The following is a 20471-nucleotide window of genomic DNA, read 5'->3' on the forward strand; positions in this document are numbered from 1 at the left end:
CCTCCGAGGTCGGTGGAACGGGTTCATGGCGCGGTGTTGGCGAGGGCGCCGCGCAGCACGACGGTCCACGTCCGCACGGCCCGCTGCTGCCCGTCCTGCCCGAGAGAGCGGCTGACGGTCAGGCCGCGCATCAGCTGGACGGTGAGCTCGACCATCGCCCGGTACCGGGGATGACGACGCAGGTCGGGGCCGAACAGCTCGTCGATGACCTCGTAGAGCCGGACCAAGGCGGTCCGCTCGGCCGCAAGCAACGCCGCGCGCAACGGCTCGTCGGCGCGGGCCGCGGCCCACAGTTCGAGTTCGGCCGCGAACGAAGGCTGCCGGCTGGCGCGGTACAACACGCCGACCCCGCGCGCCACGAGATCGGGGCCCGGCGGTGTGCGCGCGGATTCGTCCAGCACCGCCTGGAGGTTGAGCTCGACCAGCTTGGCCACCGCCGCGGCCGAAAGCGCCTCGCTGGTGGGGAAGTGGTGCAGCAGCGCGCCGCGGCTGATCCCCGCTTCGCGCTGCACGCCGAAAGCGGTGGTCGCGGCGTAGCCGTTGTCCACAAGGGACCGCACGGCAACGTCGACGATACGCGCCCAGGTCTCGCGGCGCTGGTCGTCCCTCTTCGTCACAGCGGTGGCTCCCGACGATCTTGCAGTCATGAGTGACTGTGAGATCCACACTCTCACGGTCAGATGTGACTGTCAAATGACCGCGGCGCGTCAGCTGAGGTGCTGGACGAACCAGTCCCGGGCGGCCGCCGAAGCGACGTCGAACCCGGAGCCGGTGTAAGCGGCGAAGTGGCCGCCTGGCACGAACACGATCTTCTTCGGCTCCGCGGCCGTCCCGTAGGCTGCCGCGGCCAGGTTCCCGCCGGTCAGGCCGTCGTGGCTGCCGACGATCATGAGCGTCGGGGTGGGGGTGATCAGTGGCAGGTAGAGCGCGGGCTCGTAGCCGCGCAGCAGTTCCAGGCTTCGCAGTGTCACCTCGTTGTGCCACTCAGGCGCCAGCTCCTCGTGCGCCCGGCTGAACCAGTCGTGGGCGTCCGGGGTGGGGATCCCGGTGACTCGCCCGGGGTCGGTACCGATCACGGGGATCATCGCCGCCGGCTTGCCGGCGGCACGAGCCCGGCGGTCGGCGGCGAACCGCTGCGGGTCGATCACCTGGTTGTCCTCCCGGGCGACGTTGGTGTAGGTCGCGCGGCCGCTGACGAACGGCGCCTGCCCGGCCACGACCTTGACCCGCTGGTCGATCGCGGCGACGACGAACGCGTGCCCGGCGGAGAAGCTGCTGCCCCACACCGCGATCCGGTCGGGGTCGACCTCGGGCCGGTTCTGGGCGCAGGTGATCCCGTGCTGGTAGTCGCGGATCTGCTCCCACGGGTCGATCTCGTAGCGGGGTTTGCCCGGCGCGGTGTCCGAGTCGCCGAACCCGCGGTTGTCCCACAGCAGCACGCAGAACCCGGCCGCGGCGAACACTTCGGCGAACCGGTCGAGGTAGAGCCGGCGGGTGGCCGACCAGCCGTGCGCCATCACCACGCACGGAGCGGGGCCGGCGGCTCGCTCGGCTTCGTAGAACCAGCCCCGCAGTGTGACACCCTCGGCGTCGAACTCGACATCGTGACGCATGAGACGTTCCTTTCCGGCAATGCGATGTGGACGGTCCTCAGCGTCACCCCGCCGGGCGAACGACGTCCAATACCTCGCCGGTCGTCTGTGATACCCCCGCGTGACGGTCGACGTCTGATGTCCTGGGGGTATCACAGAGCGCGAAATAGGTCTTGGACGCGCCCGCCGCCGGCGCCACATCCTGGAGGGGCACCAAACGAACGAAGGAGCAACGATGAAGGTCTTCCTGACAGGCGGCTCCGGCTACATCGGCCGGGCCACGATCGCGGAACTGCTCCGGCAGGGCCACGCCGTGGAGGCGCTGGCCCGCAGCGAGCGAGCCGAAGAAGCCGTGGTGGCAGCGGGCGCCACGGCGGTCCGCGGCGACCTGACGGACCTGAACGTCCTCAACCACGCCGCCGCCCGCGCGGAGGCCGTGATCCACCTCGCCCAGGCGAGCACCGCCGAGGAGGACCTCGCCGCGGCCACCGCGATGCAGGACGGCGTCGGCGCCGGCACCTACGTGCACACCGGCGGCAGCTGGGTCTACGGCGACACCGACGGCATCCAGGACGAGACCTCGGCCTGGAACCCGCCCGTCCTGGTGGCGTGGCGCAAGTCCGTCGAGGACGCGGTGCTCGCGCGGGCAGCGCAGGGTGGCCGTCCGGTGATCGTGCAGCCCGGGCTGCTCTACGGCGGTGACAACCGCCTGATCGACGTCTTCTTCGTGCAACCGGGAGTGAAGAACGGTGTCATCTCCTACCTCGGTGACGGCAGCGCCCACTGGGCCCTGGTGCACATCGACGACCTCGCCCCGCTCTACGTCGCCGCACTGAAGGCCGAAGCCGGATCGGTCTACCTGGGCGTGGGCGGAGTCAACCCGACGGCGAAGGAGATCGCCGAGGCGCTGGCGAACGGCGCGGGGCTCGAGGGCAAGACCACCTCGATCACCCTGGAGCAGGCCCGGGCCGAGATGGGCCCGGTCGCGGACGCGTTCGCCCTGGACCAGCAGTTCACCCCGGCCAAAGCCCGCCGCGAGCTGGGCTGGGAACCACGCCACACCCACCCGCTCGCGGTTTTCGCGTCGAACTGAGCGGCGTGCTGCCGCCAGTGCGGAGGAGGGGAATCGTGGACGTCGATCTGCGGAGGTTGCGGTACTTCGTCGCGGTGGCCGAGGAGCTGCACTTCGGCCGTGCGGCCGACCGGCTCCACATCGCGCAGCCGGTGCTGTCCCGGCAGATCCGTGTCCTGGAGGGGGAACTGCGGGCGGAGCTGTTCTCCCGGGACCGGCGCGGCACCGCACTCACCCCGGCCGGCGAACAGCTGCTCGCCGACGCCGGTGACCTGCTGGTCTCCGCGGAGTCGCTGGTGCGCCGGGTGCGCGCCACGGCCGAGGGGGCCCACCGTCTCACCATCGGGTTCATGCCCGGGATCACGCTGACACCCGTCGTTCGGCTCCTGCGGGCCCGTCACCCCGGCCTGGACGTGCGGATGCTGCGGACCGGGTGGCACGACCAGGTCGAGGTGCTGCGGGACGGGCGGGCCGACGTCGGCGCCGTCCGGCTGCCGATCGACCGGACCGGGCTGGCGGTCGTCCCTCTGTACGCCGAGCCGAGGGTGGCGGTCGTGGCCTCGGGTCACCGGCTGGCGGGCAAGGACTCGGTCCGCGTCGCCGACCTGGCCGAAGACCATCTGCTGCAGGATCCCGACGCCGTTCCGGAGTGGCGGGATGTGGCGCTCGAGCTGCGAGCGGGCACGCATCGGGCGGTCCCGGTGATCCACAGCGTCGAGGAGAAGCTGGAGCTCGTCGCCGGGGGCGAGGGGATCGCGGTCATTCCCGCGTCCACGGCGGACTTCTACACCCGGCCGGGCGTCGAGGTGCTTCCCGTCGAAGATCTCGGGCCCAACCAGGTGGCCGCCGCATGGCCGGCTGCGCGGGGCACCGTTCTGGTCCGGGAGTTCGCCGAGGCGGCAGCCGAGTTGCTGCCCGAGCTGCCCGCGGACCGGCCGGGTCGAGCGTAGGGCTCGATGCGGCCGGTCCGGGGTGTCAGCGGCTCGGTGTGATCACGGGACACGCAGGAAAGACGGGCGCGGCGGTCGTCCATGCTCAGCCGCGGGTCGAGCTTGCGGTACGAGGCGCGTAGCCAGCTCCGCGAGACATGACGTTCAGCCTGGCGACAGCGATCGGGCCATCGGTGCGCTCGCAGCCCAAGCAACATGATTTCCTGACAATCGGTTGCTAGGTTCCCGCCATGCGCATGATCATGGCAATCGCGGCCTTGGCCGCCGCGACGGTGACGGGTCCCTCCGCGGCCGCCGCCGCGGAAAGCGGCTACCGGCCGGTGAACACCCTCGTCTACGACCTCGGCGACCAGGCTTTCCGGCCACCGGCGTCGAGCGGCTACGACGGCGCGAACGAGCTGAACGGGATCGTCTACTACCCGGCCGATCTTGAGCGCGGAAACCACCCGCTGATCATGATCCAGCACGGTTACTGGCAGACGTGCGCCGATCGGGTGGCGACGGAGCGGAACACGGCCGCGCAGGCCGCGTTCGACGCCGCCCAGCAAGCGGGCGACGACCAGGAGGCGGCCCGGCAGGAGAAGATCCTGACGGAGACCTCGGCGCTGATGAACCGGTGGCCCTGCGCGCCGGGGACGAAGCCACTGCCGAGCTTCGCGGGTTATGACTACCTGGGCAGGCAGCTCGCGAGCCGCGGGTTCGTGGTGGTCTCGGTGGGGGTCAACGGGATCAACTCGACCTCGCCCGGGCAGGCGCCCAGCGTCTACTACGCCCGGGCCGCGTTGATCAACGCCCAGCTCGGCCTGTGGCAGCAGCTCGCCTCGACCGGCCAGGGCCCGTTGCGTGGCCGGCTCATCGATCCCCGGACCGGCCGCCCGGCTGGCGTCGACTTCCGCGGCCACGTGGATCTCACCGACGTCGGGACGATCGGGCACTCGATGGGCGGCGGCGGGGTCATGCAGCAGGCCGCCGATATCCGGCACGGGGAATGGCCGCCCGGCGTCAGGGTGCGGGCCGTCTTCGCCTTGGCTCCGACCGACAACTGGAACGGGGAGGCGGTCACGCAGGTGCCGTTCGCGATCATGTGGGGTACCTGCGACCAGGTCAATACCGGCGACTACTTTGCATCGAACGCGGGGCGCAACCACGCCCCGATCTACCACTACACGCTCACCGGTGGAAACCACGACAACTACAACACCGAGTGGTCGCCCGCGGGCGGGCAGGTCGGCGCCCATGACGAAGCCATCCCCGGTTCTGCGCCGGGCACCTGCCGGACGCAGTTCCCGGGCGGGCCGCAGTCCGACCAGCGCGAGCTGACCGAGATCCGGCAGCGCGCGGTCACATCCGCCTACGTGACCGCGTTCTTCGAGCGACACCTGAAGAACCGCACAGACTTCGACGCGGTGCTGACCGGTCGCCGGCGTCCGCCGGGCGTGCCCGACGTCGCCACCGCCGAGTTTGCCGATGGTCTCTGACGCGGGCCGGGTCGCCGACTTCACCGGGGGTGCGCAAGAGCGCCTTCTCGACAGCACCTGATGACGCCGATCGACCGTTGCATCGGCGGCGTGCTCGGCACCGAATCGGATCGGCTTGTCCCGGTCGTTGGCAGCGGCGTCCATCGGGGTGGCGACCATCCCGCAGGCGGCGATCGCGATGCGCACGTATCACATCCGAGCGTTCCTGCTACGCGGACGCGGCTCATCCGGTGAACGCATACAGGACGACCCGTGCACGGCTGGAGGAGACGATCATGGTTGTAGATGGGTGACGCCCTATGCCGTTGTCGCGAGGTTTTGCTGGTTCCGGGCTTTCCGTTGCGACCGTGATCTGAGTTAGTCAGATGTTCCGCCGCTCCGTGTTGCACTGTCCGCCCGCTGAACGGCCGCCACTTCGAGTACGTCGCCACGGGCGAGAAGGCCGTGTTCGGAGCAGGTGAAGCAAGTCGGGTCTCGCCGCGACTGCTGGCGCACTTGGTTGCCGCTGCGGGGAAAGTGGAGGAATGAGTGCTCGCCACCGTCGTTGTGAAGGTTGGTGACCGCGAACATGAAGTGGTTGACGGCGGCGCTGGCGGCGATGCCGTTGAGCGCGATGACGCTGGGTGCGGGAATGTCCTCGACGTAGCGGGCGTGCTCACGAACGTGGTCCGGCAGCATGTCCAACGCGAGCTCGGTCGGGTTGATCAGGCTGTTGCACCACATGCAGCCACTGGCGGGGATCAGCTGGCGGATCGCGACGTGGATGCGGCCGATCGCGCCGGCATCGTCGACGGGGACCTTCACCCCGGCTTGGGTGGCCGGGATCAGGTACTGATGGACGGCCCGGTCGACCCAGTGCCGAGCGGCGCTCGTGTCGGCGGCGAGGAAGATCCAGTCGCATGTCGCGAGGGCTCGGCGGGCGTCGGGGTGCTGCACCTCCTCGTTGATGACGGTGAGTCCGATGCCGGGATTGGCGCGGCGGGCGTTGCGGACGGCGAGCTCGGTCTTGCGCCTGTCGACGTCATCGGAGCGCGCGGCGACGAGTCGCGGCAGGTTGGTCTCGTCGACGGTGTCGGCGTCGATGAGGACGAGGTGGCCGACACCGAGCCTGGCGAGGAGCTCGGTGACGATTGAGCCGACTCCGCCGAGACCGACGACGGCGACCCGCATCCGCGCGAACGCCTGTTGACCTCGGTCGCCGAACAAGCGGGCCTGTCGGTCGTGTCGGGCGTCGCTGGTCGAGACCGGGGTCGGCGCGGGGGTGAGGCGGATGAGGTTCCCGCCGGGGATGACGACCTCGGCGAGCGTGTCGCGGGTGCCGTCGGGAAGCCACAGGTCTCCTGCTGCGGCGCCAGGGGTGAAGACGAGGCCGCCGACGAGCTGCTTGGTGATCTTGCTCAGGGCGGGATAGCCGCGCTCGTGGCTCGCGAGGTCGATGGGGGAGAAGCTGACCGACGTGGTGCCGAAGTGGTTGTGGACCGCGAGGTAGGCGAGCTGCTCGCCACGGGCGCGCAAGGCGGAGTCGCGCACGAACTCGGGTCGGAGGGCGCGGTAGCCGGTGGTGCCGGCGACGTAGTCGATGCCGTCTTCGGCGAGTAGGAGCTCGCGGGCGAGCAATCGCTGCCCGCGGGGGCCGTCGGCATGTCCGGCGAGGATGACGGCGCCGTGCTCGTCGCCGTCGTCGCGGAACAGGTGCTGGGTGAGGTCGGCCCAGAGCCGGGGTGGAGCGGTGAGGCTCCAGGCCGGCGCGGGCGGATTCACGCCTTGGTGAACCACGAGATCACCTTCTCGGCCTTGAGCGCGGCGTTGTCGAGGCGCGGCCTCACGGTGGCGGAGCGGCGCGAGAGCTGCAGGGCGGCCCGGCCGTTCCAGTCGACCGGCTGGACGGCTTGGCCGTGGGCCTGCCCGTCTGTGCGGCTGACCCGCGCGATGTAGTGCGGATAGACGTCGGCTTGGGGGTAGGCCGAGCTGACGTGGAAGCCGAGCCAGCTGGTGCGGGGCGTGTAGTGGTCGCCGAGGTCGACGTCGTCGACGACGAGGGTGGCGCCGCCGGCGCCGTCCGGGACGACTTCGACCGGTTTCCCGGCGAAGTGCGCCCGGACGGCGGCGACGGCTGCCTCGACCTCGGTGGTCAAGGCGGTCACGAGTTGTCGTCCGCGGCGACGGCGACGAACTCGTCGTGCTCGTGGACCGTGATCACCTCGTCGTCGTCGACGACGTGGAAGCGGTGACCGCGCTTGACCGACAGCTGGAAGCCGACCTGCAGGTCAGCGCCCTGCTCGACGGCCACGGCCTTGATCTGCGCACCGCTGAGCCGGTGCTCGGAGAGGACCACCCGGTCGTCGTTGACCGTGACGGAGATCCGAACCGGAGGCTGGTCGTGGTGGCCGGGAGCATGGCGCTCGCTGGTGGTGGACATGACGTTCTCCTTGCGCTGGGGCCTGGCGCACACCTTCGGGGGTTAGGTGTGCCTACATTCACTCGATGCTCGACATGTCGAACACTTGTGATCAACGGTAGCATTGGTGCTCGACTTGTCAAACAATGAGCGACAGACGAAGACGATCAGCAGGAACAGGAGCCCGCGTGGCCAATGCGAGCATCGACGTGATCGCTCTACACGGGGCGCTGGACGCGGCCCGGGAGGCCAGGGAGCTGTCGTGGCGCCAGCTGGCCAAGCTGCTCGACGTCAGCCCGTCGACGATGTCGAGGTTGGCGAACGGGAAAAACCCGGACGTCGACGCGTTCGCCGCGATGGTGCGGTGGCTCGATGTCCCGGCCGAGAAGTTCATGATCGACGACGTGGAGCTGCAACGGCGAACCGCGGAGCCGCCTGACTTGGTGGCCGAGCTCGCGCCCCTGCTGCGGGCCCGCCCGGATCTGCAGCCGCAGGACGTCGAGCACTTGGAGCAGCTGATCGGCTCGGCGGTGCGCCGCTTCAACGCCGACCGGCAGGCGCAGGCGGACTGAGCCATGGGAACGCGGTGGACTCAGGCAGAGATGCGGAAGGTCGCCGCGGAAGAGCGAGCGGGTCTCGGGCTGTCCCGGCTCGCGCCCCTGGATCCGTACCTGCTCGCCGAGGAGCACGGCATCCGGGTCTACCCGATCGACGAGCTCGGGGATTGTGCCCAGGCCAACGCCGCGATCCGGTACTACACGTCCGTGCGCTCGAAGATCTGGTCGGCCGCCATCATTCCCGTCGGAAACAGCCGGATCATCATCGAGAACACGGCGCACTCCGAGGCGCGTCGATGTGCCAGCCTGGCTCACGAGCTGGCGCACCATCTGCTCGAGCACGAGTTCGCCGAGCTGCTGTTGGGGGAAGACGGTTGCCGGCACTTCGATCCCGCGAAGGAGAAGGAAGCCAAGTACCTCTCGGGGCAGTTGCTGATCCCCGACGAGGCCGCGAAGCGTGCGGCGTTCGACAACAAGACCAACGCCCAGGTCGCCGAAACCTACGGCGTAAGCGAGCAGTTCGCTCAGATGCGGATGTCCGGTGTGCGCGTGATGGCGCAGCACGCCCTCGCGAAACAGGCCCGCTTTCGCTAGCAAGCCGCGCTCCGACGACTTCCGGCGGCAGATGAAGGACACCGGCGCGCTGTCCAGGTGCAGCTCACCGCCTACGGCCCGACCCTGCTCGAGCGGACCGCCGTGCGCTCGGCCACCGCGGTCCGTCACCCCGGGCACGGCGACCAGAAACAACGTCGGGAGGTTCTCCGCCGCGCTGATCGCCGGCGCCTACGAGCCGCTGGACGTGCCCGGCGAGGTCTTGACCATCGACGCGACCGTCCGGCTGCGGTGTCCCTCGACGACCTCGCGGCGCAGCTGGCCGCGTTGTTCACCGCACGACGCACCCGCCCACCGCGCCGCGGACCTGAGCAATGTGTCAGGCTCTGCGGCCTCGCCACGAGCGTGCGTCCGTCTGCTGCTCGACCTCGATCGTGTCGAACTTCGCCGCCTGTGAACGGTTAAGGCAGAGAGGGTGTGGCCAGGTCAGGAGTGGGCTCATGGGTGCTCGGCGAAGGCGGTAGCTTGGACCTGGGTATCACACTGGGGGATCGGCTGGAGGCGGAGAGTGCGTGACGAGGACATCGTCGCCGCGGCGCGGGAGATCCGAGACGAGTGGGTGGCGCTTCCCGTTGCCCGGCAGGTGGACGGCTTGCTGGCCCGGACTGACGCCGGCGAGCCGGTGGCCGACGAGATTCTCCGGCTGCTGACCGCGGAGCCCGGGCTCCGGATGGCGTTGCGCCGACGGCTGCCGAAGGAGCCTGACACGACCCGGGCGACCGAGTCGGTGGGCACGTACACACACTTGCCTGGGCGAGGTGAGCCTTCGGCCGTCCTTCGATACGGCTGTGCGGACTGCGGCTACGAGTATCCGGTGTTCGAGGTCGGCGAGCCGGTTCCCGAGCGGTGCCCGCGCGGGCACGGCCCGCTGACGGCGGCCGGGTGAAGCCGGCGTGCTGACCGGGATGTGGTCGGGGCTGGGCGGCAAGGTCGCCGACCGGTGGGCGAGCCTGCTGCTCTCGCCCGCCCTCGTGTTCTGGATCGGCGGGGTGCTGGCGTGGACCGGCAGCCGGGACCTCGGGAGCCGGTGGCAGGAGACGCTCGGCGGTACGACGTCCGCGACGCAGGTGCTCCTCGCCGTGGCGGCGCTGCTGCTCGTCGCGGGCTCGGCCCGGCTCGCTGACCTCGTCACCCCCGGCGTCCTACGGACGCTCGAAGGCTACTGGCCGGCGTGGGCCGGCCCGCTCCGGACACTGCTGGTGCGGCTGCGAGGGCGCCGCATCAGCCGCCGGCAGGAGCGCTGGCGGGAACTGGCCCGGCGGACCGACCTGACCGCGGGTGACCGCACACGTTATGCGGCGTTGAATGCTTGGCGCGCAAGCATTCCCGCCGACCCCCACGACCGCATGCCGACGCGGCTGGGCAACGTACTGAAGGCGGCCGAAACCCGCTCAAGGCACCGCTACGGGCTCGACGCCGTCGTGTGCTGGCCGCGGCTGTGGCTGGTCATGCCGGACTCTGCGCGCGCCGAAGTCACCGCGGCCCGGTCGCGGCTGGACGAGGGAGCGCGGCTCTGGCTGTGGAGCCTGCTCTTCGTGGTGTGGACGCCGTTCAGCTGGTGGGCTCTCGTGCCCGCGCTGCTGGGGATGGTCGCCGGCAACCGCGTCACGCTCGCCGCCGCGTCGACGTACGGGCAGCTGGTCCAGAGCTGCTACGACCTCTACCGCACCGACCTCTACACGGCGCTGGGCGTCAAGCCCGCCGAGGGGCGTGAGTTCGGGGAGCGGGTGACCGCCCACCTCGAGCGCGGCGCTCCGTTGCCGGCGGACCCGGAATGAGCGCGGCGGAAAGGCTGGGCTGGCGCCCGATCCCGGACGTCCCCCGCCGGTTCCGGCGGTTGCTGGACAAGGCCGACGACGCACTGGGCCACCACCTCGACGACGGTGAGTCCGCCGGCCTGACCGTGCTCGTCGAGATTCTGGACCGGCTCGTCGCCGACCGGCGGTTCGCGTCCGGCAGCCCGGCTTTCCAGCAGGCGGTGCTCAACCGGGCGTCGATCGCCCACAACTGGCGCGGGATCAATACCGGGAAGATCGCCGACATCGAGACCTCGGTCGACCTGCTCACCGAGGGACTTCGGCTCGCGCCGGACGGCAGTCCGGAGCAGGCCCGGATGGAGTGCAACCTCGGCAGCTCCTTCATTCACCTTTACAGGGAATACGGCGATGCGGAGTTCCTCGTCCGCGCCACCGGGCACCTGCGGCGGAGTATGGCCGCGGCGGGCGACGATGCCACGCTCCTCGCGCTGGGCCGTTCTCACCTGGGCTCCGTGCTGCAGGCCCAGTTCATCGCGAGTGGCGAGGCAGCCCTCCTGACTGAGGCTGTCCACCTCGCCGAGCTGTGCATGTCGGAAGCCCCCGCCCGGTTCGACTACCGGTACAGCCTGGCGAAGCTGCTGTTCACCCGGTACACCGTCCACGGTGCGCTCGACGACCTCGACCGGGCCATCACCCTGCTGCGTGAAGCGACGGGCAAGCCCGGTCCTGACGGGGTCGCCCGGAACAGCACGGACCACGGCGCGTCGCTGGGCATGTACTTGCGCGACCGGTATCTCCGGACCCGGTCCCCGGCTGATCTGGCAGAGGCGATCCAGCTGCTCCAGGATGACGTGGACCTGGGCGAAGACGGTGAGCCGACGGCTGTGGACAGTCTGGGCAGCGCGTTGTTGACCCGCTATCACGACTTCGGCGACGAGAGCGACGTGCACGCCGCGATCGACCTGCACCGGCTGGATCTGGCGCGCAGTTCCCCGGGTAACTGGCAGCTGGCCGCCACGCACAACAACCTCGCCAACGCATTGGAAACACTGAGCCGGATCACGGGTGACCCCGAGACCGGTGCGGAAGCAGTCGAGCACTACCGCTCCTCCTTGCGTCTCACGTCCGGCACCGCGCCGAACCGCACATCTCGGTCGTACAACCTCGGGCGCCTCCTGCAAGCCCAAAGCGACCGGTCCGGCGACACGGCGACGGCCGCGGAGGCCGTGGGGTTCTACCGGGATGCCCTGCGCCACGGGCTGGAGAGCTCCCTGGAGTGGGCGCTGTCCGCGGGCCGCGCCTGGGGTGACTGGGCCACCCGGCGGGAAAGGTGGGACGAGGCGTGCACGGCCTACGAGAGCGCGTTGGAGGCGACCCGCCGGCTGTTCCGCACGCAGGTGCTGCGCGAAGACCGCGAGACGTGGCTGGCGGAGTCCCAAGGACTTCCCGCCGCCGCGGCCTACGCGATGTTTCGCGCCGGCCGGCTCGAAGACGCCGTCCTGGCCCTGGAATCGGGCCGCAGCCTGCTGCTGTCCGAGGTCCTGGAGCGTGAACGGATCGAGCTGGACGGGCTGGCCGGCACCGAGCACGCCGATCTGGTCCGGCGCTACCGGGTGGCGACCACGGCGCTGGACGGCGCGCTGTGGCAGGGCGCCGAGTCGCGCGTCCTGCGTGCGCACCGCGAAGCGATCGACGAGGTGATCGACGGGATCCGCGGAGTTCCCGGCTACGAACGTTTCCTTCGCGCGCCCACCATCTCCGACGTCCGCGACGTGATCACCGACGGCACGGTCGTGGTCTACGTCGCCGCCGCAGGTCCGGCCGGGGTGGCCCTCGGCGTCGGCTCCGGTGGAGACGTCCGGGCGGTCGAGCTGCCCTCGGCCACCGCCGCCGCGGTCCAGCAGCGGGCGAACGTGTTGCTCGAGTCTCGCCGCGGGATGGTTTCGAGGGGCGGTGCCTGGGAAGGAACGCTGGACGCCGTCACGCGCTGGGCGTGGCCGGCGATCATGGCGCCGGTGAGGTTGCTCGCTGGGACCGCCCAGCGGATCGTGCTGGTGCCGTCGGGAAGAGTCACGATGCTGCCCCTGCACGCGGCGTGGACACCGGAGCGGGACGGTCGCCGGTACGCGCTCGACGACCAGGTGGTGACCTACGCGCCGACCGCCCGCAGCCTCAGTGTCACCGACCGGATCGCCGCTCGCACCCCGGCCACGCGTCTGGCCGTGATCGCCGACCCGCGGCCCAGCGCGTGGGAGCCGATCGGGTACACCCGCGCCGAAACCGCGTGGGCCCGTCACTGGTTCCCGACGTCCGATGTGCTGGCCGGCGAGCAGGCGAACTTCCCGGCCGTGCGCGCCGCCCTGACCACCGCCGACGTCCACCACTTCATCTGCCACGGAAAGGCCCACCCGGACGAGCCGCTGAAGAGCGCGCTCGTCCTGGCCGGCGACGACGAGCTAACCCTGCGCGAAATCCTCGCGCTCCGGCTCGCCGACACCGGGCCGGGCGTCCGGCTCGCCGTCCTGTCCGCCTGCGACACCGATCAGCCGGGAAGCGTGCTACCGGACGAGGTCATCAGCCTGCCCACCGGCCTCATCCAGGCGGGGGTCGCAGGTGTCGTCGCGACGCGGTGGGCTGTCCGCAGCGAGGCTGTCAGCTTGCTCCTGGCGCGGTTTTACCAGCTGTGGCGAGCCGAAGGGCGGGAGCCCGCATCGGCATTGCAGGCCGCCCAACGCTGGCTCAGGGACACAACGAACGGTGAGAAGGCGCGTGACCTGGCCGCCGCGATCACTCCGATCGCGGATCCTGACCTGGTCGGCCTGGTCCGCGCGCTGTACCTGCGTGACCCGGACGAGCGGGCCTACCGGCACCCCGCCGACTGGGCCGCGCTCAGTTACCACGGGTCTTAGAGCAGCACGCCCAGCGCCTAGTTGGATGAACGAAGGTTGGCTGCCGGCGCACTTGGGGACCTGGATCACGGCGCCGTCTACGCTCACCAGCAGCGGCAGGAAGGCCCTCCGGGGCATGCCTTGCACCCGGCGTCGAGATCGGGCAGTACGCCCTGGTCGGGATCGGCGCCGTGATTTGCGCGAGCTCCCACCGCGCCATAGTCCTGGCCAATCGGACCGCGCGTGCGGCTGACCGGCGGCTGCGCGGCAACCCTCGACGGGCCTGCGGTGCCAGCGGTGCGACCGGGCTCTACGGCCTGGTCGCTGACCTTTGGCTACGGGCGGTAAGAAAGAACGCACAATCAAGCGTCCGGACGGTTCATTCGAGCACACGGTGAAGGCCGAGTGACTCAACCCGCCCGGAGCGCTCGGCGCGCTCGGCCGCCTTTTCGGCGCGGGTAGCACCGAGAGAACGGTGGCTCGTTGGCGGCCATGAGACGAGATGCGCGTGGTGTTCGGACTCGATCGCGGTGACGAAACCTCTACGTCACCGTCGACCAGCCCGGTGGACCATGTGCGCTCCTGACGCCTTCACCTGGACAGTCACTGTTCCGGCTTGGCTGAGGTGGCAAGGTGAGAACCAGGCGGAGTGGGACTCTGCCACTCGGAGGTGAAGCGGCTGCCGAACGTCCATGCGCTGAACAGCACTTACACCGGCCAGATCGCCCTTACGACGGCAGATTCTCGGGAAAGTTGCAGCTAAACGGCGCGAGTATCGACAACGTCAAGGGCTGGGAATGGCAATTCTGACCTATCACCGGTCACTTGGAGCCGGTTCGACTGGCAGTACGATCACCCGATGATCGGTCCTGCTGCGAACAATGATCTGTTGCTGGCGATGCTGACAACGTTGGCCGGCGCAGATGTGGATGTGGAACCGGCGCGGATCGCGTTCGAGACGACGACAGGCGATTTCGCAGCTCGCTTCGCTGCGGCCATCGAGGCGCAGATCGCGCGGCTGGCCAAGCCCGAAGTGGTCATCGACATCCCGGAACGTCCGGAAGACCTGACCAAGAAGGATCTGGAGGAGCTGGTCAGACCAGCCGAGGTGGGGTTCCTGAAGTCGTATCCCACCAAGACCGACCTGCTTAAGCACCTCCAGCTGATCAAGCGCCGCCAGGAACGCCGCCCCGCCTGGGTTCCGACGGTGGACCGAACCGGCCGCCCCATTCCGGCCGACGAGCCGACCGTGGGCGCCGATGGGGAACTCTTGTTGACTTCCTCGAAGGTCACGAGCTTCCCGGAACTCGGCGAGGTAACCGTCCAACTGCCCACGGACGGCGAGGACCGACCGGAGCTTGCTGTCGTGCCCGGAGGCGTAGGCGAACTCGAGATGGTCTTACACGCCGTCCTGGGCACCGTCGGCAGCGAAGGCACATTCGGGAACGTGCGGCTTGACACGGCGGCCAACGAAGCGCTGGTGCCGGACGAGGTGTGCTGGTGGCCGCGACAGACGGCCGTCCCCGTGACGGCAGCTGAGGATCCGGGCGTGGCCAGTGAGCTGCTTGCCACCGGCACGACACTCGGCGGCGTGCTGGTGGTCGACGGTTCAGCTGAAGCGGTCACGACGGCTCTTGCGTCGGCCGGGGATTGGCGGTTCAGCCGGCAGTGGCAGCTCGAGAGCTGGGATCCGTCCGTCGATGCCCGTGTTTTGGTCTCGGCTCGCGCCGCGCTGGCAGGTTGGGCGAGCGAGGGAGGCAGCGGGTTGGTGCTTCACGTGGGCGGCGGAGCATTCCATGCTCACGAAGGGGTATCCGGACTTCCCGGCACGCTTCACAGCTATCTGCTGTGCGTCACGAGGTCAGGTACCGGCAGCGACACGATCGACGCCGTGCACCGGGTGACGCTGTCGTGTCCGGGGGAGTTCTGGTGCTGTCGTGGCGGCTGCACCGAGCAGGAGATACCTGAATTTGATTGGTTGCTGCTGTCGCTCGTCGAGGCAGGAAGCGCGGCGGACGCCGCGGCGAATGCGGACGACGTCCGGGAGGCCTACCTCAACCTGTATGGAGCCACAGGCTTCGAGGAATACACGGACGTCGTGCTCGACGTTGTGGAGACGGCCCTAAGCAGCTGGGGGTGGGTTGCGCTGAAACGCTCGACGTGGGAGGGCGGCTTGGAGGAGGTCCTCCTGCGCAGGGCCGAGCAGTGCCTCACTGTGATGTATGACCCGGTCACCCGTCGGCTGCGGCTGGTCGACGGCAAGCCTGAATTGCAGCTCAACCTCGACATGCTCGCAGAGGACGGCGTGCTCACCGGCGATGATGGCGCAGAGCGGTTGGACACTGGCGCCGAGGCTGTCGAGCGCTGGGGGAGCGATCTGCTGACCGCTGCGCAGGACCTTCTCCGCGGCTTGATCGAGGAGTTGCCGCAGCAGGACGAACCGGCCGAAGGCACGGTGCTCGGCCTGCACCCGCACGCTGACGGAAGTCTGCGCGGTCCCACCGCGGCGGTCTTGGCGGAGAAGCAGGTTTCCGCTCTGTTCCGCACCATGGGTTTGCTGGGCACCGGCGACAAGCCGACGCGCGCATAACCCAGGCCGCTTCGCCAGGATCGCGGCGACCGTGCGCAAGGTCCAGGCGCCGCGCGGTTCAGTGGCGGTTGCGGTCCGGGTCGGCGCTGGAGGGGCAGGGGACACCGCGTTCGTTGAGGTGCCGGGCGATGCTGGCGACGCTGTGCCCGGCGAGACGTTGCCGAAACATCCAGCTCACGTGCGGCGCGGTTCGGGGATCGGGAGCAAGCTGTTGCAGTCGCCGGCCCCAGCGCGCGTCGGCGGGGTTGGGGTGCGGGCCCCGCGTCGACGAGACGGTAGCCGTAGGGTGGCCGTCCGCCGATGTAGCGGCGGTGTTGGTGGCCTGCTATGCATCGCGGCCAGGACGCGGTAGCGGACACGGAGGACCTCGCGTTGTGACTGGGTGGCCAGCAGCGTCATCAATGCCCGGTGGTCACGGTTGCCGAGATCGACCGGGCCGCCGGTTCGGGCAGCCACAGCTGGATACCGTGGCGGGCGCACCCGTATAAAGGTTGCCGACCTGGCTGCCGGTGAAGGCGCGGTCGCACTCGCCGACCACGATCGCATCGATCGCGGGCTCAGGGGCGGAGACCGAGGCCAACAGCCGGGCAGCCTGCGGTCGATGCCGCCATGGGACGCGGCGTGAGGTGCCGACGTCGAAGTGCGCGGCGACAATCTGGCCGTGACCGGTGATGAGATGTTCCGCCATGTCGCGTTGCCAGCCCTGTGATGGCACGCGGTCTTGATGGCGCGAGGTCGAGGTGCGGCCGTAGAAGGCGAACCGCAGGCCGTTGAACTGGACTTCTGTGGATGCTGCTCCGGTCTGGCTTCTTCTGCTCATCCACTGTGCGAGCAAGTCCACAGCATCTTTCGGAGACGAGTACTGAGCCGGGTGTGGTCGACGTGGATGCACGCTGGACCGATGGCGAGGCTGACGCCTTATGACGGCGTGTTCGAGTTCATCCGCCCGTTCGGAGTAGCGGATCGGGCGCACGCAGGCCGTATAACGACCTATGCGACGAGGCTGAATTCGAGTGGGTGCTGATGTTCGGCACGCCGGCGGACACCCCGGCCGCCGTCGAAGCGGCCGGCCGCCTCGAGACCAACTCCTCACCGTCGTCGCGGACGTCGTCGGCGAGTCCGCCGCACCTCGGTACTGCGCCTTGCTGATGTCCAGTGCGCGCGGCGTCGCGGGCATGGAACTTAGTGGTCACCTGGCGAAGGACAAATGGCAGGTCGACGTGGATCAGCTGGTGCGCATGCTGGTCGACGGTATCCAGTTCGGCGCGGAGGGGCCGGCGCGCACCGCTGATCGGCGAGTCCGCCAGTATCCTCCAGTCGTTCTGCACGCCACGATCGCCGAGTTGGCCGATCCGCAATACGACCTGCCAAGAGCTCAAAGTCCCTCGCGGCCGTCTTGGGCCTCAGCACCGTGGTGCCCGCGCGCTCGGGATCGCTGGGCTCTTTGTGGTGAATGCTGCCGACTTCCAAGTGACAGCGGTCGGCTGAAGTTGACCTGAATGGGTGAACTTCTCGGAGCCGTCCGGAAAGTTTTGGACTGGTGCTGCTTCGCGAACCGGTTCACCACGGGCCGTCGGCGGATCGGCCACCAGCACACCAGGCTGCAGTCGAGGAAGTGCTCAGATGGCAGTATCCTGGGTCAGCCGTTTCGAGGCCTATCTCCAGGCCGTTGCGCTCCCGTCCACGGTTGCGGGTCAAACGGCCGATCCCTGAGTCGTCAATTCACTCGATTCCGTTCGGACGACAGTACGGATAGTGCGACCCGGCCCTCCGCCGCGCGCAGCAGTTCACGCCCAGGTAACGATTGTAGCTCCGTATTTCACGGTCTTGCACTGACAACTAGGGTGATGCACCGTGGGCAATCTCAGGGGCGGAGAGATAAGTGATGATGGTCGGGTCACCAGTCGCGAACAGGACGCGGTTCGAATCCTCCTGTTGATCGACGGTGCGGCCGAACCTCTTCCGGCACCGATTGCCGACGACACTGCGCTTGCGAGCGCTGTCGGAGTGGTGGAGAGTCAGGTTCGGCTGCAGAAGCTTGACTTTTGGGTGCGCAATCCCGACTTTCTGGCCGACGAGTTGTTGAACGATTTCGAGGAAAGTCGCGAACCGCGGCTACTTGAGCTTGCCGGTCAGATCTTGGACTCCGAGGAGCCGGAAGTCCGCCGGTACCCGATGCTGCGGCATCACTTCGGGGCATATGAGCCACTGGACGACGCGCTGGCGGTGCTGCGCGCGGCTGGTCTCGTGGTTCGTCGACGTCGCGGCACGCTGGGGCGGACCTCGCGCCACGACTACTACCTGCTGCAACGCGGCCGCGAAGTCGCCCGGACGGTCATCGCGGAAGCGCCGCCGTTCCGGTACTACGTGGAGCGGATCGATCTAGTACTGGACCTAGCGGACGGACGGGGCGGCAACGAGTTGAAGGAGCGTCAGTACTTGCAGGCCGAGTACGCCGCCGCGGAGCGCGGAACGCGGATCGGGAGTATCAGCGTCAGGGCCCGCGAACGACTCACGGTACTGCGATCGGCGAACCTCACCCTCGGCCGCGAGGAGGGCATCGGATGAGCCCCGCCGCTGTCGACCCGCCCACGCAGCCGGATGGATCGCTGGCTGCGCTGATCGCCCGGCGGGCGAAGACCGACCGCTCTGACGTCGAAGAGGTCTTCACAACGCGTGGGTTACCGCTGGCGTACCCGCCCGCACGGCCCCGTCCTGTTCGCATCCACCGCCTCCGAGTCGCCGGCAGGCGTTCAGGCATCGAGCCGGAAGGCTCTGTCGACCGGACGTTCAATTTCAACGACGGGCTCACCGCCCTGGTCGCCTCCAACCTGAAGGGCAAGACCAGCGTCCTCGAACTGATCACCTGGTGTCTCCGCGGGATGCCCCGGCCCAAGCTGCAAGGAGACGTCCGTCGCTGGCTGACCCGCGTCGAACTGGACGCGACGATCGCGGGTCAGCCCATGGGCTTCAGGCTCAGCCTGTCCCAAGAGGCTCTACTGTCCGGAGTCGTGGTCACGGCGCCGGACGTCAAACAACTGGGCAGTGCCGATGCGTCGAAGCTCATCGTCACCGATAATCAGGCTGACTTCACCGCCAAGGTGGCGGAGCTGATGCTGGATCGCCTCGACCTCCAGCCGATCGTCAACAAGTTCACGGCCGGGGAGGACGTCCGTACTCAGACGCACGGCTGGCCCTCCTACTACTCCGCGATCTACCTGCAACTCGGGCGAGACCGGCCGCTGCTCGGAAACCAGAAGATGGCCGGGCTTGCCGGGCGGCTTCTGCAGGTCTTCCTCGATCTTCCGGCAACCGCGGTCCTCGCGCGGGTCAAGGCAACGTACGACGTGCTCCACGCCGAGACCGACAAACAAGTCAAAGGTGCAGAACGAGCAGTCGCCGAACGCGCAGAAGAACGAGCGCGCGTCGAGGTCGCCTTGGTAGATGCACGCCGGAAACTCGCTGAGCTGCGGTCAGCGGCGCCTGGCCGGGACCTGAGGGAACTCGCGAGAAAGTCCGCCGAGCTTGCGGGGCAGGTCGCTGACGCCCAGGACGAACGTGACGAGGTCAGCCGGGCCTATCGCGAGGCACGCAGGACTCGGCAACTCGACGACAAGGCACTCAACGATGTCCTTGAAAGTGACGTCGCTCGGCTGCTCTTCCACGGCCTGAACCCCAGTGCTTGCCCGCGCTGCGAGACTCCGATCGGTGGTGAGCGGCGCCAAGCCGAACGAGACGTGCATCGTTGCGCCGTGTGTACCACCGAGGTGACCGCCGTGCAAGACGAGGACGAGGCAGTCGAGGCCGAAGCACGTGAACGGGTCAAAGGCAGCAAAGCAGCGGAAAAGGCGGCCAAGCAGGAGCTCGAAACCGCTGAGGCGGATCTCGCCCGCTTGACCGGCGAGCTGGCCGCAGTCCAGACCGATCTGAGAACCGCAGCAACAGCCAGGGAGTCGCATGATCGAGCCGCAGCGGAACTTGAGGTGGCTCGTTGGAAGGGTGCGCTCGAGGTCCTGCCCGAATTGCCGCCGACAGCGACAGGTAGCGAAGACATCACGCAGACGGTCTTGAAAGCCGCTGCGAAGGTACTGGAGGACGAGAGCAGAGACGCCGCATCGCAGCTCTTCGCTGATCTGAATGCCGAGATCGTGGGCCTGGCACACCAGTTCGGCATGACTTCATTGCAGAGCGTGGAGATCAACCGATCCGCACAGCTCAAGGTGGTCAAAGGAGGAGTCGAAAAACCGTTTGGAGATCAGGATCCCGGCGCACAGCTACGCCTCCGGATCGCCGTCATCGTCGCGTTGCTCAGGGTTGGCACGCGACACGGTATCTCGACGCATCCCGGCCTGATCCTCGTCGACAGTCCTAAGGCCGAGGAGATCCAACCCGCCGACGCCACCATCATCTTCCGCGAACTCAATCGCCTCGCCAAAGCGGAAGGAATTCAAGTGCTGATCACCACGGCCGACTTCGACCTCGCCGCCGAGACCTTGCCGGCCGACAGCGTCATCGCGGCCAAGCGCGGCCAACCGCTGTGGTGACGTGAATATGGAAGCGATGCATGCTGCAGTCCC

Annotated in this window: 20 protein-coding genes; 11 read left to right on the forward strand and 9 right to left on the reverse strand. The window is 68.7% G+C overall.

Annotation, left to right across the window (positions count from 1 at the left end; all coding sequences use genetic code 11):
• Nucleotides 1–23 precede the first annotated feature (23 nt).
• Together MUY22_RS32110 and MUY22_RS32115 are read right to left on the reverse strand one after the other, a co-directional pair.
• Nucleotides 24–617, reverse strand: coding sequence for a TetR/AcrR family transcriptional regulator (locus MUY22_RS32110; protein WP_247050869.1), 594 nt, complete (start codon nucleotides 615–617; stop codon nucleotides 24–26).
• A gap of 90 nt (nucleotides 618–707) precedes the next feature.
• Complete coding sequence (locus MUY22_RS32115; protein ID WP_247050871.1) at nucleotides 708–1613, reverse strand: alpha/beta hydrolase; 906 nt, start codon at nucleotides 1611–1613, stop codon at nucleotides 708–710.
• A 214-nt stretch (nucleotides 1614–1827) separates the two neighbouring features.
• Here MUY22_RS32115 and MUY22_RS32120 point away from each other — a divergent pair, with 214 nt between their 5' ends.
• The 3 genes from MUY22_RS32120 (at nucleotide 1828) to MUY22_RS32130 (ending at nucleotide 5092) form a co-directional block, all read left to right on the forward strand.
• Nucleotides 1828–2685, forward strand: coding sequence for an NAD-dependent epimerase/dehydratase family protein (locus MUY22_RS32120; RefSeq protein WP_247050873.1), 858 nt, complete (start codon nucleotides 1828–1830; stop codon nucleotides 2683–2685).
• 35 nt (nucleotides 2686–2720) lie between these two features.
• Nucleotides 2721–3614 (forward strand): LysR family transcriptional regulator, encoded by an 894-nt coding sequence (locus MUY22_RS32125; RefSeq protein ID WP_247050875.1) that lies wholly within the window; start codon nucleotides 2721–2723, stop codon nucleotides 3612–3614.
• Nucleotides 3615–3844: 230 nt separating this feature from the next.
• Nucleotides 3845–5092, forward strand: a complete 1248-nt coding sequence (locus tag MUY22_RS32130) for a hypothetical protein (protein ID WP_247050877.1) — start codon at nucleotides 3845–3847, stop codon at nucleotides 5090–5092.
• A 357-nt stretch (nucleotides 5093–5449) separates the two neighbouring features.
• On the opposite strand, the gene MUY22_RS32135 is transcribed toward MUY22_RS32130, so the two are convergent.
• From MUY22_RS32135 to MUY22_RS32145, 3 genes are read right to left on the reverse strand one after another with little or no spacing between them, the layout of a single operon-like run.
• Nucleotides 5450–6868 carry a ThiF family adenylyltransferase gene (locus MUY22_RS32135; protein WP_247050879.1) on the reverse strand — a complete coding sequence of 473 codons (1419 nt, stop codon included), beginning with the start codon at nucleotides 6866–6868 and terminating at the stop codon, nucleotides 5450–5452.
• Nucleotides 6850–7236 carry a hypothetical protein gene (locus MUY22_RS32140; RefSeq protein WP_247050881.1) on the reverse strand — a complete coding sequence of 129 codons (387 nt, stop codon included), beginning with the start codon at nucleotides 7234–7236 and terminating at the stop codon, nucleotides 6850–6852. Before MUY22_RS32140 ends, MUY22_RS32135 begins: the two co-directional genes overlap by 19 nt.
• On the reverse strand, nucleotides 7233–7511 hold the full coding sequence (locus MUY22_RS32145; RefSeq protein WP_247050883.1) for a multiubiquitin domain-containing protein: 279 nt from the start codon (nucleotides 7509–7511) through the stop codon (nucleotides 7233–7235). Before MUY22_RS32145 ends, MUY22_RS32140 begins: the two co-directional genes overlap by 4 nt.
• A 167-nt stretch (nucleotides 7512–7678) precedes the next feature.
• Here MUY22_RS32145 and MUY22_RS32150 point away from each other — a divergent pair, with 167 nt between their 5' ends.
• Nucleotides 7679–8062, forward strand: coding sequence for a helix-turn-helix transcriptional regulator (locus MUY22_RS32150; RefSeq protein WP_247050885.1), 384 nt, complete (start codon nucleotides 7679–7681; stop codon nucleotides 8060–8062).
• 30 nt (nucleotides 8063–8092) lie between these two features.
• Nucleotides 8093–8641 (forward strand): ImmA/IrrE family metallo-endopeptidase, encoded by a 549-nt coding sequence (locus tag MUY22_RS32155; RefSeq protein ID WP_247050887.1) that lies wholly within the window; start codon nucleotides 8093–8095, stop codon nucleotides 8639–8641.
• Between the two features lie 189 nt (nucleotides 8642–8830).
• Here the strand turns inward: MUY22_RS32155 and MUY22_RS32160 are convergent, their stop codons facing one another.
• Nucleotides 8831–8974, reverse strand: a complete 144-nt coding sequence (locus MUY22_RS32160; RefSeq protein ID WP_247050888.1) for a hypothetical protein — start codon at nucleotides 8972–8974, stop codon at nucleotides 8831–8833.
• A gap of 193 nt (nucleotides 8975–9167) precedes the next feature.
• Between MUY22_RS32160 and MUY22_RS32165 the strand changes: the two genes are divergently transcribed.
• From MUY22_RS32165 to MUY22_RS32180, 4 genes are all read left to right on the forward strand, one after another.
• Nucleotides 9168–9545, forward strand: a complete 378-nt coding sequence (locus MUY22_RS32165) for a hypothetical protein (protein WP_247050891.1) — start codon at nucleotides 9168–9170, stop codon at nucleotides 9543–9545.
• A gap of 7 nt (nucleotides 9546–9552) precedes the next feature.
• Nucleotides 9553–10437 (forward strand): hypothetical protein, encoded by an 885-nt coding sequence (locus tag MUY22_RS32170; protein ID WP_247050892.1) that lies wholly within the window; start codon nucleotides 9553–9555, stop codon nucleotides 10435–10437.
• A complete protein-coding gene (locus tag MUY22_RS32175) occupies nucleotides 10434–13325 on the forward strand; it encodes a CHAT domain-containing protein (protein ID WP_247050894.1) in 2892 nt (963 codons plus the stop codon). Before MUY22_RS32170 ends, MUY22_RS32175 begins: the two co-directional genes overlap by 4 nt.
• 838 nt (nucleotides 13326–14163) lie before the next feature.
• On the forward strand, nucleotides 14164–15894 hold the full coding sequence (locus MUY22_RS32180; RefSeq protein WP_247050896.1) for a hypothetical protein: 1731 nt from the start codon (nucleotides 14164–14166) through the stop codon (nucleotides 15892–15894).
• A 58-nt stretch (nucleotides 15895–15952) separates the two neighbouring features.
• Here MUY22_RS32180 and MUY22_RS49525 read toward each other — a convergent pair whose 3' ends face one another.
• The 3 genes from MUY22_RS49525 to MUY22_RS32190 form a co-directional block, all read right to left on the reverse strand.
• Nucleotides 15953–16063 (reverse strand): hypothetical protein, encoded by a 111-nt coding sequence (locus MUY22_RS49525; RefSeq protein WP_371827513.1) that lies wholly within the window; start codon nucleotides 16061–16063, stop codon nucleotides 15953–15955.
• A 243-nt stretch (nucleotides 16064–16306) separates the two neighbouring features.
• Nucleotides 16307–16735, reverse strand: a complete 429-nt coding sequence (locus MUY22_RS32185; protein ID WP_247050898.1) for a hypothetical protein — start codon at nucleotides 16733–16735, stop codon at nucleotides 16307–16309.
• Nucleotides 16736–16832: 97 nt separating this feature from the next.
• Nucleotides 16833–17222, reverse strand: a complete 390-nt coding sequence (locus MUY22_RS32190) for a hypothetical protein (protein WP_247050900.1) — start codon at nucleotides 17220–17222, stop codon at nucleotides 16833–16835.
• A gap of 526 nt (nucleotides 17223–17748) precedes the next feature.
• Between MUY22_RS32190 and MUY22_RS32195 the strand changes: the two genes are divergently transcribed.
• Nucleotides 17749–18462 (forward strand): hypothetical protein, encoded by a 714-nt coding sequence (locus MUY22_RS32195; protein WP_247050902.1) that lies wholly within the window; start codon nucleotides 17749–17751, stop codon nucleotides 18460–18462.
• Complete coding sequence (locus tag MUY22_RS32200; RefSeq protein WP_247050904.1) at nucleotides 18459–20438, forward strand: ATP-binding protein; 1980 nt, start codon at nucleotides 18459–18461, stop codon at nucleotides 20436–20438. The genes MUY22_RS32195 and MUY22_RS32200 overlap by 4 nt, the downstream gene beginning before the upstream one ends.
• Nucleotides 20439–20471: the final 33 nt, after the last annotated feature.

The organism is Amycolatopsis sp. WQ 127309 (genome assembly GCF_023023025.1).
In the GTDB taxonomy this organism is placed as follows: Bacteria; Actinomycetota; Actinomycetes; order Mycobacteriales; family Pseudonocardiaceae; genus Amycolatopsis.

Coding starts and splice junctions, on each gene's coding strand:
- MUY22_RS49525 (WP_371827513.1), bottom strand. CDS start 16,063: ATGTTTCGGCAACGTCTCGCCGGGCACAGCGTCGCCAGCATCGCCCGG.
- MUY22_RS32145 (WP_247050883.1), bottom strand. CDS start 7,511: ATGTCCACCACCAGCGAGCGCCATGCTCCCGGCCACCACGACCAGCCT.
- MUY22_RS32180 (WP_247050896.1), top strand. CDS start 14,164: ATGATCGGTCCTGCTGCGAACAATGATCTGTTGCTGGCGATGCTGACA.
- MUY22_RS32155 (WP_247050887.1), top strand. CDS start 8,093: ATGCGGAAGGTCGCCGCGGAAGAGCGAGCGGGTCTCGGGCTGTCCCGG.
- MUY22_RS32175 (WP_247050894.1), top strand. CDS start 10,434: ATGAGCGCGGCGGAAAGGCTGGGCTGGCGCCCGATCCCGGACGTCCCC.
- MUY22_RS32130 (WP_247050877.1), top strand. CDS start 3,845: ATGCGCATGATCATGGCAATCGCGGCCTTGGCCGCCGCGACGGTGACG.
- MUY22_RS32120 (WP_247050873.1), top strand. CDS start 1,828: ATGAAGGTCTTCCTGACAGGCGGCTCCGGCTACATCGGCCGGGCCACG.
- MUY22_RS32200 (WP_247050904.1), top strand. CDS start 18,459: ATGAGCCCCGCCGCTGTCGACCCGCCCACGCAGCCGGATGGATCGCTG.
- MUY22_RS32115 (WP_247050871.1), bottom strand. CDS start 1,613: ATGCGTCACGATGTCGAGTTCGACGCCGAGGGTGTCACACTGCGGGGC.